This is a genomic window from Paraburkholderia silviterrae (assembly GCF_004353915.1).
Lineage (GTDB): Bacteria > Pseudomonadota > Gammaproteobacteria > Burkholderiales > Burkholderiaceae > Paraburkholderia > Paraburkholderia silviterrae.
This window is the reverse complement of the sequence record NZ_SMRP01000008.1, coordinates 79,952-94,308: the sequence shown is the minus strand read 5'-3', so window position 1 is coordinate 94,308 and position 14,357 is coordinate 79,952. Positions and strand designations below refer to the sequence as shown.

8 protein-coding genes are annotated in these 14,357 nt (G+C 65.7%); 2 read left to right on the top strand and 6 right to left on the bottom strand.

What is annotated here, in order from left to right; genetic code table 11:
- Positions 1-218: 218 nt before the first annotated feature.
- Together uvrA and EYW47_RS17795 are read left to right on the top strand one after the other, a co-directional pair.
- Complete coding sequence (uvrA, locus tag EYW47_RS17800) at positions 219-3,110, top strand: excinuclease ABC subunit UvrA (RefSeq protein WP_133196158.1); 2,892 nt, start codon at positions 219-221, stop codon at positions 3,108-3,110.
- Positions 3,111-3,246: 136 nt separating this feature from the next.
- On the top strand, positions 3,247-4,332 hold the full coding sequence (locus EYW47_RS17795) for an AI-2E family transporter (RefSeq protein ID WP_133196157.1): 1,086 nt from the start codon (positions 3,247-3,249) through the stop codon (positions 4,330-4,332).
- Between the two features lie 81 nt (positions 4,333-4,413).
- On the opposite strand, the gene EYW47_RS17790 is transcribed toward EYW47_RS17795, so the two are convergent.
- The 6 genes from EYW47_RS17790 to EYW47_RS17765 form a co-directional block, all read right to left on the bottom strand.
- Complete coding sequence (locus EYW47_RS17790) at positions 4,414-5,100, bottom strand: response regulator (protein WP_133196156.1); 687 nt, start codon at positions 5,098-5,100, stop codon at positions 4,414-4,416.
- Between the two features lie 54 nt (positions 5,101-5,154).
- Complete coding sequence (locus tag EYW47_RS17785) at positions 5,155-7,194, bottom strand: type IV pili methyl-accepting chemotaxis transducer N-terminal domain-containing protein (RefSeq protein ID WP_133196155.1); 2,040 nt, start codon at positions 7,192-7,194, stop codon at positions 5,155-5,157.
- 368 nt (positions 7,195-7,562) lie between these two features.
- The gene (gene narI, locus EYW47_RS17780; protein ID WP_133196154.1) at positions 7,563-8,246 is read right to left on the bottom strand and encodes a respiratory nitrate reductase subunit gamma; all 684 of its coding nucleotides are present in this window, start codon (positions 8,244-8,246) and stop codon (positions 7,563-7,565) included.
- Positions 8,243-8,935, bottom strand: coding sequence for a nitrate reductase molybdenum cofactor assembly chaperone (narJ, locus tag EYW47_RS17775; RefSeq protein WP_133196153.1), 693 nt, complete (start codon positions 8,933-8,935; stop codon positions 8,243-8,245). The genes narI and narJ overlap by 4 nt, the downstream gene beginning before the upstream one ends.
- Positions 8,936-8,948: 13 nt before the next feature.
- A complete protein-coding gene (narH, locus tag EYW47_RS17770) occupies positions 8,949-10,502 on the bottom strand; it encodes a nitrate reductase subunit beta (RefSeq protein ID WP_133196152.1) in 1,554 nt (517 codons plus the stop codon).
- Positions 10,499-14,224 (bottom strand): nitrate reductase subunit alpha, encoded by a 3,726-nt coding sequence (locus EYW47_RS17765; RefSeq protein ID WP_133196151.1) that lies wholly within the window; start codon positions 14,222-14,224, stop codon positions 10,499-10,501. The genes narH and EYW47_RS17765 overlap by 4 nt, the downstream gene beginning before the upstream one ends.
- Positions 14,225-14,357 lie beyond the last annotated feature (133 nt).

Below are 14,357 nucleotides of genomic sequence, written 5' to 3'. Positions count from 1 at the left end.
CTTTTCATTGCGGCCACGGCGGCCTTGCCTGAACGGCAACGAAGCGGGTTTCCCCCCGTGAGCGCCGGATGCCATTCCCGGTCGCCCGCTGTCGAACCTCTTTCAGCGCCCCTCGCACAGCCATTCGGGACCCTTTCAAGGACTGTCAGCAAGCCGTAACGGCGGTCTGGAAAAGTCGTTATAGTAGCAGGTTTAGCCTCCCTTTCTCCCGCAGGTTCATGGAACAAATCCGTATCCGTGGGGCCCGAACCCACAACCTGAAGAACGTCAATCTGGACTTGCCGCGCCACCAGCTCGTGGTGATCACCGGGCTCTCGGGCTCGGGCAAGTCGTCGCTGGCGTTCGACACGCTCTACGCGGAAGGCCAGCGGCGCTACGTGGAGAGCCTCTCGGCCTACGCGCGCCAGTTCCTGCAGCTGATGGAGAAGCCCGACGTCGACCTGATCGAGGGTCTGTCGCCGGCCATCTCCATCGAGCAGAAGGCCACGTCGCACAACCCGCGCTCGACGGTCGGCACGGTCACCGAGATCCACGACTATCTGCGTCTGCTGTACGCGCGCATCGGCACGCCCTACTGCCCGGATCACGAGATCCCGCTCGAGGCGCAAAGCGTCTCGCAGATGGTGGACGCCGCGCTCGCGCTGCCCGAAGAGACCAAGCTGATGATCCTCGCGCCCGTGGTGGTCGACCGCAAGGGCGAGCACGCCGAGCTCTTCGACGACATGCAGGCGCAGGGCTTCGTGCGCTTTCGCGTGCGCTCGGGCGGCGGCACCGCCAACGAAGGCGAGGCGAAGATCTACGAAGTCGAGTCGCTGCCCAAGCTCAAGAAGAGCGAGCGGCACACCATCGACGTGGTGGTGGACCGCCTGAAGGTGCGCCCCGACATGAAGCAGCGTCTCGCGGAGTCGTTCGAAACCGCGCTGCGCCTCGCCGAGGGCCGCGCCATCGTGCTCGAAATGGACACGGGCCGCCAGCACCTGTTCAGCTCGAAGTTCGCCTGCCCCATCTGCTCGTACTCGCTGCCCGAGCTGGAGCCACGGCTCTTCTCGTTCAACAACCCGATGGGCGCGTGCCCGGAATGCGACGGCCTCGGCCAGATCACCTTCTTCGACCCGAAGCGCGTGGTGGCGCATCCATCGCTCTCGCTCGCGGCCGGCGCGGTGAAGGGCTGGGACCGGCGCAACCAGTTCTACTTCCAGATGCTGCAGAGCCTCGCGGCGTTCTACGACTTCGACATCGACACCGCGTTCGAGGACCTGCCCGAGAAGGTGCGCAAGATCCTGCTGTACGGCTCGGGCAAGCAGGAGATCCCGTTCTCCTACATCAACGAGCGCGGCCGCACTTCGGTGCGCGAGCACGTGTTCGAAGGGATCATCCCGAACCTGGAACGGCGCTATCGCGAGACCGATTCGGCCGCCGTGCGCGAGGAGCTCTCCAAGTACCAGAACAACCAGGCCTGCCCGCACTGCGAAGGCACGCGCCTGCGCCGCGAGGCGCGCTTCGTGCGGATCGGCGCAGGTGAGGACGCGCGCGCCATCTACGAGGTGAGCGGCTGGCCGCTGCGCGACACGCTCGGCTACTTCCAGACGCTGCGCCTCGAAGGCGCCAAGCGCGAGATCGCCGACAAAGTCGTCAAGGAGATCGTCGCGCGGCTGATGTTCCTGAACAACGTCGGGCTCGATTACCTCTCGCTCGATCGCAGCGCCGAAACGCTCTCGGGCGGCGAGGCGCAGCGCATCCGGCTCGCCTCGCAGATCGGCTCGGGCCTCACGGGCGTGATGTACGTGCTCGACGAACCGTCCATCGGCTTGCATCAGCGCGATAACGACCGCCTCATCTCCACGCTCAAGCACCTGCGCGACCTCGGCAATTCGGTGATCGTGGTCGAGCACGACGAGGACATGATCCGCATGGCCGACTACGTGGTCGACATGGGCCCGGGCGCCGGCGAGCACGGCGGCATGGTGATCGCCGAAGGCACGCCCCAGCAAGTGGAAAACGACCCGGCCTCGATGACCGGTCAGTACCTCTCGGGCGCGCGCCGCATCGACTACCCGGACGAGCGCATCGAACCCGGCGAGCGGCGCCTGCGCATCGTCGAGGCCTACGGCAACAACCTGAAGCGCGTGACACTCGACCTGCCGGTGGGCCTGCTCACCTGCGTGACGGGCGTGTCGGGCTCGGGCAAGTCCACGCTGATCAACGACACGCTCTATCACGCGGTGTCGCAGCATCTGTACGGTTCGTCGGCGCAGCCGGCGCCGTTCGAGGCCATCGAGGGGCTGGATCATTTCGACAAGGTCATCAGCGTCGACCAGTCGCCGATCGGCCGCACGCCGCGCTCGAACCCGGCCACCTATACGGGCCTCTTCACGCCCATCCGCGAGCTGTTCGCAGGCGTGCCGGCGGCCAAGGAGCGCGGTTACGAATCAGGCCGCTTCTCGTTCAACGTCAAGGGCGGCCGCTGCGAAAGCTGTCAGGGCGACGGCGTGCTGAAGGTGGAAATGCACTTCCTGCCCGATGTCTACGTGCCCTGCGACGTCTGCCACGGCAAGCGCTACAACCGCGAAACCCTGGAGATCCAGTACAAGGGCCGGAACATCAGCGAAGTGCTCGACATGACGGTCGAGGCCGCCTACGAGTTCTTCAAGGCGGTGCCGGTCGTGGCGCGCAAGCTCAAGACGCTGCTCGACGTAGGTCTGGGCTACATTCGCCTGGGCCAGTCGGCCACCACGCTCTCGGGCGGCGAGGCGCAGCGCGTGAAGCTCTCGCTCGAACTCTCCAAGCGGGACACGGGTCGCACGCTGTATATACTCGACGAGCCGACCACGGGTCTGCATTTCCACGACATCGCGCTCTTGCTGGAGGTGATCCACCGGCTTCGCGACCAGGGCAATACGGTGGTGATCATCGAGCATAATCTCGATGTCATCAAAACCGCCGACTGGATCGTGGACATGGGCCCCGAAGGCGGCGCGGGCGGCGGCCAGATCGTGGCGCAGGGCACGCCCGAGCAGGTGGCGAAGGCGAAGGCCAGCTTCACGGGCCGCTATCTCGCGCCGCTGCTCAAGCGCCAGGCGGCAGCGCTCGACGCGGCCGCTGGAAAATAAGCAGTAGAAAACACTGCGGCAGCCGACGCTGTGGCAGCCAACGCTGTGGCAGCCATTGCTGTGGCAGCCGTTGCCGTAGCAACAACAGAACGGGGGCGCTTGCGCCCCCGCGGTCTGGAGACGGAATACACCCAACATGGTCAAGCGCAACGAAGCGACTGAAGACAAACAGGTGCGCGACCTGCGGCCAAGGCCGGTCAGGCTCACGAGCGACATGAGCCTGCCGAAGCTCTCGGCGGTGGAGATTGGAAGCTATGTGGCGGCGCTCGCCGGATTGTGGGCGGTGCTGCACCTGGACCTGCTCGGCGCGCTGCTCGCGGGGATGCTCGTCTTTCAGCTCGTGCACACCATCGCGCCGCTGATCGAGCGGCGCATGCCGAGCCAGCGCGCGCGCTGGCTCTCCGTCGTGCTGGTTTCCATCGTGATCGTGGGCGTACTCACGGGCATCACGGTGGGCGTCATCGAGCAGTTCGAAAACGACGTGCCGAGCGTGCAAAAGGTGATGGCGCAGATGATGACGTTCGTCGACCAGGCGCGCGGCAAGATTCCCGACGCCATCGCGGCCTATCTGCCCGTCGACGTCGCCCAGATGAAGCTCAAGGCGATCGCGCTCATGCACGAGCACGCCACCCAGCTCGGCCAGGGCGGCAAGAACGCCGCGCGCATCTTCGGGCGTATCGTGATCGGCATGATCATCGGCGCGATCATCGCCATTGGTGCGCAGAAGAACGCCACGCGGCTGCCGCTCTCGACGGCCTTCGTCACGCGCGTCGCGCGCTTCGCGGATGCGTTCCGCCGCATCGTGTTCGCACAGGTGAAGATCTCGGCCATCAACACCGTGTTCACCGGGCTCTTCCTGCTGATCGTGCTGCCGCTCTTTCACGCGCCGCTGCCGCTCGCGAAGATGCTCGTCGTGGTGACCTTCGTGGTCGGTTTGCTGCCCGTGATCGGCAACCTGATCTCGAACACGCTGATCGTCGCGATCGCGCTCACTGTGAGCCTGCCCGCGGCGGTCACGGCGCTCGTGTTCCTGATCGTGATCCACAAGCTCGAGTATTTCCTGAACGCACGCATCGTGGGCGGCCAGATCGAGGCGCGCACGTGGGAGTTGCTGGTCGCGATGCTCATCATGGAAGCCGCGTTCGGTCTCCAGGGCGTGATTGCCGCGCCTATCTTTTATGCCTATATCAAGCGCGAGCTGATCTATCTGCGGCTCGTTTGAGCGTGCGGCGGGGCAGTTTGCTCCGCCTCTCGCTCGAGCCCTGCTTCGAACCGGCCGCCGCCCCTCGCGCGGCGGCCCGCCTCATCCCTCGCGTGGCTCGCCCATGCCGTCCGCCATGCCCTCCTGGCCCACCGCATAGACCGCTACCTGCACGCGGCTCGTGAGGTTCAGCTTGCGCAGAATGTTGCGCACGTGAATCTTCACCGTGCTTTCGGCCAGGTCGAGCGTGCGCGCAATCTCCTTGTTGCTCGCCCCGCGCGCGAGCTCGCGCACGATGTCGCGCTCGCGCGCGGTGAGCGTGTCGCCGCTCGTGCGCGGCGCACTCGGCGCGCTCGGCGCCGCCGCCGGCTTGCGCATCTGCTCGACGAGCTTCGCGGTCATGTGCTCGGTGATCACGGGCTGGCCCGCGGCGGCCTTGCGGATGGCCGCGACGAGCGCATCGGCATCGATGCTCTTGAGCAGGAAGCCGCTCGCGCCCGCGCGCATCGCGGCGGTGAGTTCGTCGGCATCCTCCGAGACGGTCAGCATGACGACCGCCGTATCGGGCAGGTCCTCCACCAGCAGTTGCAGCGTTTCGAGGCCCGAGAGGCCGGGCATGTTCAGGTCGAGCAGGATTACGTCGGGCGCATGTTGCTTCGCCCGCTTGACGCCTTCGACGCCGTCCGACGCCTCCCCCACCACCTCGAGGTCGGGCTGGCGTTGCAAAAGCGCGCTCACGCCCGAGCGAAACAGCGTGTGGTCGTCGATGAGCAGGATGCGGATGGTCATGGGTGGAATTCGAATTGTGGCAATGCGGCCGACGCTGGCGCAAAGCGTGGTGTGTCAAGCGGCCTTGCGGCTCCCGGCCGGCAGCACGAGCTCCACGCGTGAGCCGCGCCCCGGCGCGCTGTCGAGCGTGAGCGCTCCGGCAAGGCGCTTGGCGCGCTCGCGCATGATGTGAAAGCCCACATGCGCTTCGCCACGCGCGGCAATTTCCGCAGGATCGTAGCCTGCGCCGTCGTCTTCGATGGTGAGGCGGAAGTCGCGTCCGTTGACGACGCTCACGTGCACGTTTTGCGCCTCGGCGTGCTTGCGGATGTTCGAGAGCGCCTCCTGGAGCACGAACAGCACCTGGAGTTGCTGATCCGCCGGCAGCGGCGGGCCGCCCTCGTCGCGATAGTCGAGCGTCAGCTCGGCGTCCGACTGGCGCCGAAAGCGCGCCACCGTGTCGTCCACCGCGGGCCGCAGCGCGCCGGGACCGAGCTTCGAGCGGAAGTTCAGGAGCAGCTCGCGCACGTCGTCGTAGCTCTCCTCCACGCCGCCCGCGAGCAGCGGCACGATCTCGCGCACTTCGTCGAGATTGCCGTCGGCCGCCGCGCCGTCGAGCAGGTGCACCTGCATCTTCAGAAAGCTCAGGCCCTGCGCGATGCTGTCGTGCAGCCCTTGCGCGACGAGGTTGCGCTCCTCCGAGACCGCCAGCTGGCGCGCGAGCGCCGCGAGGCGCCGGTTCTTCAGTGCCACGCCGAGATGGCGGCCGAGCGCCTGCAGCAATTGGACCTCCGAAGGCGGCATGTTGCGCTCGCGCCGGAAATGCAGCGAGAACGTGCCGAGCGGCTCGCTCTGCGAGACGATGCCGAATACCGCGACGCTCGCGAAGCCCGCGCGCAGGCAATGCTGCGCGTGCGCGCGCTCGGCGTCGCTCAGGGCCTGCGCGCCGCCTGCCCCTCCCCTGGCGTTCATGCTCGCCACCAGGTCGCGCAGATCGACGACGATCACCGGCTCCTCCGCCGACGCGGCGCCGCATGCACAGTCTTGCGCGGGCATGCATCGCTCGGCGCGCACGAGCTCTTCGGGCAGGCCCTCCGCAACGAGCAGATGCAGATTGTCGTCCTCGGCGGAGGCGATGCGCACCGTCCCGCCGTCGGCCTCGAACTCGCGCATCAGACGCACGAGAAAATCGTGGCAAAGCGGCTCCACCGGCTCCGGTGTATTGAGGAAGGCCGCCATTTCGTACAGGATGCGCAGCTCGCGGTTCTGCGCGGCCAGTTGCGCAGTCTTGACGTCCACGCGTGCAGCGAGGTCCTGATACAGCGCCTGCAACTCGGCGACCATCTGGTTGAAGCCCTGCGCGAGATGACCGAATTCGTCGCGCGTATCGACGGGCAGACGCGTATCGAACTCCTGCGCCTCGATGCGCGCAAGGCCGTCCTGCAGCCGCTGCACGGGCACCACGAACCACAGGTAGAGCAGGTAGACGATAGCCACGGTGCCCACGCACGAGAGCGCCGCGAGCGCGATTTGCGAGGTGCGCAGCCACGCCGTCTTGTGAGCGTTCTCGCGCTCGATCAGTACTACGAGGTGATTGGCGTCATCGACGAAGGCGGGCAGCAGCGCGAGATACGCCGATGGCTCGCCCACGCCCGAGGCGCGATCGCGCTGCATGGCCGGCTCGAGCCGTTCATGCCACGCCGCTGAAACGCGGTCGAATTGCTGGCGGATCTTCACGTCGTCGGGCAGGAACAGCGGGCGAGCGGCGTTGCCTTCGCGCAGTTGACGCAGCGTCTCGTTGAGCTGGCCGACCTGCACGTCGAGCCGCGAAGGTTTGCCCAGCCGGGTCTCCCACAGCTCGATGGCCACCGCGTTAGCGCGCATGCGCAGGCTGCCCGCGTCGTTGATCGCAGCGCCCGCGCCTTCGAGCTGCCACGAGAGCCAGAGCGTGCCGCCGATCATCGTGAGCACGAGCGCAAGCGCCACCGTGGAAAGCACGACGATGCGCGTGGAGAGGCGCCGCCGGAAAGGCGCCGCCGAGGCGGCGGCCAGGGCGGCCGTGCCAGCCGGCGAAGACGGTGCAAAACGGGCGGCGGAATCGGCAGAACGAGTCATAGCCATCAAGGACACGGGAAACGAAGGGCGGCGCGCAAGCGCCAGCATTCCTCATTATCGGTTGACGCATAGCAAACAACACGGCCGGCAGCCGGATCGGACGGGGACTGCGACACTATGCGCCAGTTCGTCCGGGCGTGCCATGCGCGTGCCCCTCGCTGTCACGGGCGGCGGCGTCCTGCCTTGCGCTGCGGCAAACCGGGCGTCGATCCGCACGACGTTTGCGTGGCGCGGCAAACAAGCATAAAAAAGGGGGAGCTTGCACGTAGCTCGCTCCCCGCAAAAGAACGGCCGATCCCCTCGGCCGCCCAGAGGCAACAACACAAAGAAAATCTTGAGGCAGGCCGGTGGCCCGCCCCGCCGCACACCTAGCGGCTACGCACGAGCTGCCAAGCCCGCGACAGATAGGTGACCGAAGCCAGCCCGCTCCACACATGCACGAGACGCGTGAACGGGAAGATCACGAACAACGTCATGCCCATGAACAGATGCAGGCGGAACACGAGCGGCGCATCGGTCACGTAGCTCGCGGCGTCGCCGCGGAACGTGACGATGTGCTGCGCCCAGTTCATGAAGCGCACCATCATGGCGCCGTCCATATGGCTTGCCGACGCACCGATCGTCGTGAGCCCGAGCAGCAGCGTGACGAGGATCCACAGCAGCAGCACCTTGTCGCCAAAGCGCGTCACCGCCGAGATGCGCGCGTTCGTGAAACGCCGGTGCATCAGGATCGCGAGACCGGCAAGGCACATCGAGCCCATCACGCCGCCGGCGACCATCGCCACGAGCTGCTTCACGGCATGCGGCACACCGAGCCAGTCCCAAACCGCGACGGGTGTGAGCAGGCCCACGAGGTGCCCGAAGAAGAGCCCCAGGATGCCGATGTGAAAGAGGATGTTGCCAAGACGCAGTTGCCCGCGATAGAGCAGCTGCGAGCTGTCCGCCTTCCACGTGTACTGCTCGCGCTCGAAGCGCGCGAGCGAGCCGAACAGGAAGACCGAAGCGGCGATGTAGGGATAGATGCCGAACAGAAACTGGTTGAACGTGTTCATTGCATTTCCTTGGTACGGCCGGGCGAGGCGGCATGCGCCACGCGCGGATGGAACTGGACGACTTGCGGCGCATTCGCGGCGCCGGCGCCGAACGGACTCAGGAGCGGCTCGACACCGTCGACGCCCGTGCCGAAGCGCTCGAGCGCCTCGTCCATGTCGCGCACGGGCGCGCCGGTGATCGGCAACGGCTCGACGACGCTCATTTCGCACAGCACGGCGAAGATGGCGGCGTAGGGGCTCTCGTCGCGCTCGAGCTGATTGCCGAGCGCGGCGAGCACGTGGATCGCTTCGCCGAGCAGCGTGCTGGCGTCGTCCTCGCCGATCAGGCCGAGCACTTCGAGAAAGAGCGGCACGAAGTCGGGCAGCTCGCTGGTTGCCACATCGAGACCGAAGCCGCGATATTCGTCGAGCAGATCGACCATCGCCTGGCCGCGCGCGCGGCTTTCGCCGTGCACGTGCTCGAACAGATGCAGCGAGTGGCGCGGATTGCGGTCGAAGGTCGCCACGTAGATTTCCTGCGACTCCACGAGCGGGCGCTCGCGCAGCGCCGCAATGAGCGGCGCAAGTTCGCGCACCGCGAACTCGCCGTGCGGAGATTCCCCGAGCACGCCTTCGATTTCGTCGAGTGCATCGATGAGGGGCTGCTCGGGGTAGTCGAGCAGTGCTGAAAGAACCGAATAGATCGACATGATGTTGTCCTCCTCAGCTTTCCGACGATGCCTTGCGGCGCGACTTGGGCATGTCGGCGAACACCACGCTGCCCTCGTGCTTCGCCCCGAAGAGCGAGCCTTCCGAGACGCCACCCGAGCAGCCGTTGCCGAACGAGAAGCCACAGCTGCCTTTCTCGTTGAACGAGTCCTCGACCATTTCCTTGTGCGACGACGGCACGACGAAGCGGTCCTCGTAGTTCGCGAGCGCCATGGTGCGGTACATGTGCTCGACCTGTTCGGCCGTGAGGCCCGCGCGCTTGAGCAGCGCGTTGTCGTTCACGCCGTCCACCGACTGCGTGCGCTTGTACGCGCGCATCGTCAGCATGCGGTTGAGCGCGGAGATCACGGGCTTCTCGTCGCCGGCGGTGAGCAGGTTGGCGAGATAACGCATGGGAATGCGCAGGCTCGCGACGTCCGGAATCACGCCGTCCATGCCGATGTGGCCCGCATCCGCCGCCGACTGGATTGGCGAGAGCGGCGGCACGTACCAGACCATCGGCAACGTGCGGTACTCGGGATGCAGCGGGAACGCGATCTTCCACTCGACCGCCATGCGGTACACCGGCGAGCGCACGGCCGCATCGAGCCAGCTCTGCGGCACGCCCTGGCGCAGCGCCTCGGCCTGGATCGCCGGATCGTGCGGATCGAGGAATACGTCGAGTTGCGACTGGTACAGGTCCTGCGTCGATTCGACCGAAGCCGCCTCGCCAATGCGGTCCGCGTCATACAGCATCACGCCCAGATAGCGGATGCGGCCCACGCAGGTTTCCGAGCACACCGTCGGCTGCCCCGCCTCGATGCGCGGATAGCAGAAGATGCACTTCTCGGCCTTGCCGCTCTTCCAGTTGAAGTACATCTTCTTGTACGGGCAACCCGAGATGCACATGCGCCAGCCGCGGCACTTGTCCTGGTCGACGAGCACGATGCCGTCGTCTTCGCGCTTGTACACGGAGCCCGAAGGACACGACGCCACACAGGCGGGATTCAGGCAGTGCTCGCACAGGCGCGGCAGATACATCATGAAGGTGTTCTCGAAGCTCGAGTACATCTCCTTCTGCACGTTCTCGAAGAGCTGGTCGCGGCTGCGCGATTCGAACTCGCCGCCGAGGTCGTCTTCCCAGTTAGGACCCCAATGGATCTTGTCCATCTTCTTGCCGGTGATCACCGAGACCGGGCGCGCGGTGGGCGGCGTCTGCGACAGACCCGCCTTCTGCAGATGCTCGTAGTCGTAGGTGAACGGCTCGTAGTAGTCGTCGATGGCGGGCAGGTTCGGGTTGGCGAAGATATTCGCCAGCACCTTGAGCTTGGGGCCCTGGCGCGGCTCGAGACGGCCACTCGGGTTACGCACCCAGCCGCCCTTCCACTTCTCCTGGTTTTCCCATTCCTTCGGATAGCCGATGCCGGGCTTCGTCTCGACGTTGTTGAACCACGCGTACTCGACACCGTCGCGCGAGGTCCACACGTTCTTGCACGTGACGGAGCACGTATGGCAGCCGATGCACTTGTCGAGGTTCAGGACCATCGCCACCTGGGCGCGGATTTTCATGATGCTGCTCCTTCCTTCATCGGGCCTTCCAGCCACTCGACCTTCTTCATCTTGCGAACGATCACGAACTCGTCGCGATTGCTGCCGACCGTGCCGTAGTAATTGAAGCCATACGACAGCTGGGCATAACCGCCGATCATATGCGTGGGCTTGAGCACCGTGCGCGTGACCGAGTTGTGAATGCCACCGCGCATGCCGCTCGTTTCAGCGCCTGGAACGTTGATGATCTTTTCCTGTGCGTGATACATGAGACACATGCCGCGCGGCACGCGCTGGCTCACCACGACGCGCGCGGTGAGCGTGCCGTTCACGTTGAACACTTCGACCCAGTCGTTGTCGACGAGACCCGCTTCCTTCGCCTCGACTTCCGAGACCCATACGTGCGGACCGCCGCGCGAGAGCGTAAGCATGCGCAGGTTGTCCGTGTAGGTGGAGTGGATGCCCCACTTCTGGTGCGGCGTGATCCAGTTCAGCACCAGCTCGTGCTCGCCGTTGGGCTTGGCTCCCAGCATCGGCGAGATCGTCTTGGTGTCGATGGCCGGCTTGTAGTTGCAGAAGCCCTCGCCGAAGTCGAGCATCCAGCGGTGATCCTGATAGAACTGCTGACGGCCCGTGAGCGTGCGCCATGGAATCAGCTCGTGCACGTTCGTGTAGCCCGCGTTGTAGCTCACCTCTTCCGATTCGAGACCCGACCACGTGGGCGCGGAGATGATCTTGCGCGGCTGCGCCTGCACGTCGCGGAAGCGAATCTTGTCGTGCTCGCGGCCTTCGGCCAGATGCGTGTGGTCGCGGCCCGTGATCTTCGAGAGCGCGTCCCACGCCTTCACCGCCACGTGGCCATTGGTCTCGGGAGCAAAGGTGAGAATCATCTCGGCGGCGTCGATGGCCGTATCCAGCCGCGGTCGTCCCTCGCCCGCACCGGCGCCCTCATGGCGGCCCGTGAGGTGCGCGAGTTCGCCCACTTCATGCGCGGTGTTCCAGTTGATGCCCTTGCCGCCGTTGCCGAGCTTCTCGAGCAGCGGTCCGACCGAGGTGAACTTGTTGTAGATCTCGCGATAGTCGCGCTCCACGACCGTCATCGCGGGCGCGGTCTTGCCCGGGATCAGATCGCACTCGCCGTGGCGCCAGTCTTTCGGCTCGAACGCCTGGCCGAGCTCGCCCGGCGTGTCGTGCATGAGCGGCGTGCAGACGAGGTCGGTACGCGTGCCGAGATGCTCGCCGCCGATCTCCGAGAACTTCTTCGCGATGGCCTTGTAGATCTCCCAGTCGGTCTTGCTCTCCCACAACGGCTGCACGGCCTCGGACAGCGGGTGGATGAACGGGTGCATGTCGGACGTGTTGAGGTCGTCCTTCTCGTAGAACGTGGCCGTCGGCAACACGATGTCACCGTACAGGCACGTGGTGCTCATGCGGAAGTCGAGCACGGTGAGCAGGTCGAGCTTGCCCTCGGCCGCCTCGCGCACCTTCACCTCGGACGGCTTGATCGCGTCGGCTTCGTCGCCGAAGAGCGCGTTCTGCGTACCGAGCAGGTACTTCAGGAAGTACTCGTGGCCCTTGCCCGAGCTGCCGAGAATGTTGGAGCGCCACACGAACATGTTGCGCGGGAAGTTCGCGGGATTGTCCGGGTCGTCGCAAGCGAAGCTCAGTTCTCCCGACTTGAGCTTCTCGACCGTATAGTCCACCGGCGACACACCCGCACGCTTCGCGGCGTCCACCACGTCGAGCGGATTCGCGCCCAGCTGCGGCGCCGAAGGCAACCAGCCCATGCGCTCGGACTTCGCGTTGAGGTCGAGCATCGAGAGGTTCTTGTAGCGCTCACGATCGGCGCCCGGCCCAAGGATCTCGTCGAGATGGACTTTCTCGTGGCGCCACTGACTCGTGTGGTTGTAGAAGAACGACGTGCCGTTCATCTGGCGCGGCGGGCGCGACCAGTCGAGCGCGAACGCGAGCGGCGCCCAGCCGAATTGCGGACGCAGCTTTTCCTGGCCCACGTAGTGCGCCCAGCCGCCGCCGCTCTGGCCGACACAGCCGCACATCATCAGCAGATTGATGATGCCGCGGTAGATCATGTCGTTGTGGTACCAGTGATTGAGGGCCGCGCCCACGATCACCATGCTCTTGCCATGCGTGCGATCGGCGTTGTCGGCGAATTCGCGCGCCACCTGGATCACGAGCTTGCGCGGCACCGTGGTGTGTTTCTCCTGCCATGCGGGCGTGCAAGGCACGTCATCATCGTAGGAGGACGCCACGTTCGGGCCGCCCAGGCCCTGATCGACGCCATAGTTGGCCATCTGCAGGTCGTAGACGGTCGCCACCAGCACGCTCGTGCCGTCCGCGAGCGCCACGCGCTTCGCGGGCACGCGGCGCGCGAGCAGCGCGCCCTGTTCGCCACCAAAGTACGGGAAGCCCACCTCGACCACTTCGTCATGCTGATCGACGAGCGAAAGGCGCGGATCGATCTCGCGGCCGCTGCCGCCGTCCTTCATCTCCAGATTCCAGCGGCCCACCTTCTTGCCGCCATCGTGTTGGCCTTCGCCCCAGCGGAAGCCAATCGAGCCGTTCGGTGCGACGATGTCGCCCGTGGCCGCGTCGATCGCCAGCGTCTTCCACTGCGGGTTGTTCGCTTCGTCGAGATTGCCGGCGAGCTGCGAAGCGCGCAGGAACTGGTCCGGCACCCGCGCGCCGTCACGCTCGGCGAGCGTGACGAGCAGCGGCATGTCCGTATACTGCTTTACGTAGTCGCGGAAATACGCGGACTTGCCACTCGCGTGGAATTCCTTGAGCACCACGTGACCCATCGCGAGCGCGAGAGCGGCGTCGGTGCCCTGCTTCGGCGCGAGCCAGATGTCGCCGAACTTCACCATCTCGCCAAAGTCCGACGAAACCGCCACCGTCTTGGTGCCCTTGTAGCGGACCTCGGTGTAGAAGTGCGCGTCGGGCGTGCGCGTTTGCGGGACGTTCGAGCCCCACACCATCAAATAGGTCGAGTTGTACCAGTCGGCCGATTCGGGCACGTCGGTCTGCTCGCCCCACGTTTGCGGCGACGAAGGCGGCAAGTCGCAATACCAGTCGTAGAACGAGAGGCACGCGCCGCCGATCAGGCTCAGATAGCGCGCACCCGCGGCGTACGAGACCATCGACATCGCGGGAATCGGCGAGAAGCCGATCACGCGGTCCGGGCCGTACTTGCCGACGGTGTAGGCATTGGCCGCGGCGATCATTTCGGTGGCCGTATCCCAGTCGGCGCGCACGAAGCCGCCCTGGCCGCGCGCGCGCTTGTAGCGCGCCGCCTTCTCGGGATCCTCGACGATCGAAGCCCACGCCTTGACCGGGTCGAGCGTGCGGCGCGCATCGCGCCACATGTCCATCAGGCGGCCGCGCATCATCGGATATTTCACACGCTGCGCCGAGTAGACGTACCAGCTATACGAGGCGCCACGCGGACAGCCGCGCGGCTCATGATTGGGCAGATCGGCGCGCGTGCGCGGATAGTCGGTCTGCTGCGTTTCCCACGTGATCAGGCCGTTCTTCACGTAGACCTTCCACGAGCACGAGCCCGTGCAGTTCACGCCGTGTGTCGAGCGCACGACCTTGTCGTGCTGCCAGCGGCTGCGATAGCCGTCTTCCCACTTGCGGTCTTCGTTCACCACTGCGCCGTGGCCGTTCGAGAAGGTCGACTTCACGCGCGACATGAACTTCAACCGGTCCAGAAAGTAACTCATACGATGCTCCGGGACTGCTGATGTTTTTTCATCGACTGCATCCGCCGCCTCGCGCCTCGAGCGCGTGCCATTTGCGTGCCGTCGAATCTTTCGAAATTCGCTTTCGAGTATGGCGGGCAGACGCTTGCCTGCC